The 2,108-nt window shown below is 70.8% G+C and carries 3 protein-coding genes and 1 pseudogene; 3 read left to right on the plus strand and 1 reads right to left on the minus strand.

Annotated elements, in window-relative coordinates; all coding sequences use genetic code 11:
* On the plus strand, positions 1-835 hold an 835-nt coding region (locus AC08OP_RS22615; RefSeq protein WP_476616016.1), incomplete at its 5' end, for a hypothetical protein.
* Between the two features lie 77 nt (positions 836-912).
* The gene (locus tag AC08OP_RS22620; RefSeq protein ID WP_476616017.1) at positions 913-1,137 is read left to right on the plus strand and encodes a hypothetical protein; all 225 of its coding nucleotides are present in this window, start codon (positions 913-915) and stop codon (positions 1,135-1,137) included.
* Here AC08OP_RS22620 and AC08OP_RS22625 read toward each other — a convergent pair.
* Positions 1,105-1,719, minus strand: a pseudogene (locus AC08OP_RS22625) (cyclase family protein); the annotation flags it as partial. The gene AC08OP_RS22620 and the pseudogene AC08OP_RS22625 overlap by 33 nt on opposite strands.
* Positions 1,720-1,838: 119 nt before the next feature.
* Here AC08OP_RS22625 and AC08OP_RS22630 point away from each other — a divergent pair.
* Positions 1,839-2,108 (plus strand): SAM-dependent methyltransferase (locus AC08OP_RS22630; protein WP_476616014.1); only part of this gene is annotated, 270 nt, incomplete at its 3' end.

Here is a 2,108-nt window from a genome sequence, read left to right on the forward strand (position 1 = left end):
GGATGTTCCTCCGCGCGGTCCCGAGCGCCGGGCGGACGCCGAGCGTGCCGCCCTGATGCGGGTGCGTCGGCAGCGCCTGCTCGTCCTGCTCGTCCTGCTTCCGGTGAGCATCGTGCTGGCCGCCGTCCTCGGCGGGCTGTGGATCGCCGGGCAGTTCCTCGTCGATGCCGTACTCGGCGCGTACCTCGTTCATCTTCGCCGGTCGGCGCAGACCGCGCGGCGGCTGGCCGCCGCGCGTGCGGCGGTAGACCGGCGGATCGAGGCCGAGCGGGCCGCCCGGCGTCGGCGGCCCCCGATCGGGTCCTCCTTCGCCTACCGGCAGCGCCAGCCGGGACCGGACCCCCTGGCGGAGCGGGCTGGTCAGCAGCCGGTGGAGGAGCTCACCGACGAGGAGCTCGCGATCGCCGGCGCCGAGACGATCGACCTCGGCGCTCTGGTGGCCGGCCAGCCGGGGCTGGACGAGGACGCGGAAGGGGACGATCTCGCCCGGTTCGCCGGGTACCCCGAGACGGGCTACGGCGAGACCGGCGTTGCCGGCGTTGCCGGCGTTGCCGGCGTTGCCGGCGTTGACGGTGGGGACGTGGCCTCGGCCCGGCCGGCCATCCGGCCCGCGCCCCGCGTGGGCACGCGCTCGACCACCTCACGCCCCGGCCGGGTGCAGGTCAATCCCCCGGGGACGCACGGTGGGCTGGTGGCTCCCGCCGGGATCATGCCCTCGGGTACGGCGACGCCGGCCGGGCCGACGGCCGATGCGTCACCGGCGGGCGGGAACGTCGTGGGGGACACGTCCGGCGAACTCGACCCGCTGCTGCGACGGCACGCGGTGGGGAGCTGATCCGCGGGGCCGACGCTTGCGACTGCCCGGACCGGGGCACCGTCGGCTCCGGCGAGCGGAATCGGGAACAGGGCGATGTGGATGGGCCGCCCGTTCGCCCGGGCGGTGAGAAGTCGATCGAGACTGGTCAGGTTCTCTACGATGACGGCACCGGCCCCACCCAGAATCCGGTGGGCCGCGAGACTGACATCCTGCCCCGGTCCGGGTGTCCGATCAACGCTGAGCGCATCGATACCGACCGTCCGGACACCCGCGTCGACGAGGGCCCGCGCGGTGTCCGGCGCGAGATAGGGATGTCGTAGGTACCCGTCGCGGCCCCAGTGGACGGACCATCCTGTGACGATGAGGACGACGACATCGTGGGGAAACGGGCGGGTAAATGGGCCCGACAGCACCTCCGGGCCGATCGCCGTCTGTGGGCCGTAGCCCCGTGCATCCAGCAGAACCGCGGGTCCGGTGAAACGTTGTAGCGGAACCTCGTCGAGCCTGGGCAGCGAGTCGTCGGTGTGGAAGGGGGCGTCGACATGCGTGCCCGTCTGTGATCCCAGGTGCAGGCGCTGCACGTTGACGCCGGACTCGGCCGCGGTCAGTGCCGGTGACACGTCGACCTCGGGATCCCCCGGGTAGACGGGCATGCCGGTCACGATAGGTACCGACAGATCGATCAGCTCGGTGCTCACGAGACGATGATCTCCATCCGGTAGCCGCCCCCGGAACCCGGGGGCGGCCGAATTCTGGGGAGCAAGGAACGGTCCAGGGGCTGCAAACCGTGCTCGGGTCCCCAAAATTCGCTCGGGCGAGTCCGGCGAGTCGCTAGATCGTCGCTCTTCGTACAGCACGTCCGTGGACTCCACTCCAGGCATGCCCCGCATCCCAGGACGCATCACTCCCCGAGGACGTCACTCCTCGACCCCATCCGATGCCGCCATTACGGGGTCATGGGAGAGTCTGGGAGGAATAATCAGTGTGTCTGTGTATGGGCGCTGTCAGAGATAGGGGAGTCGTGGCTGGAGGTGACGACGCCGGGTGGACCTACGGCTCGGTGGTGCCGGACTGGGCGCCGCGGAACGTCGACCTGAAGATCGACGTTCCGCACTCGGCGCGGGTCTACGACTACATACTCGGCGGCAAGGAAAACTTCCCGGCAGACCGGGCGGCGGCCGCGGAGTTCACCAGGAGTATGCCCAACCTGCCCACGTCCATGCGGGCCAACCGGAACTTCATGGTCAGGATGGCCCGCGTCCTGGCGGCGGAGCACGGCATCCGGCAGTTC

The sequence above is a fragment of the Frankia sp. CeRuru1 genome (assembly GCF_977966315.1).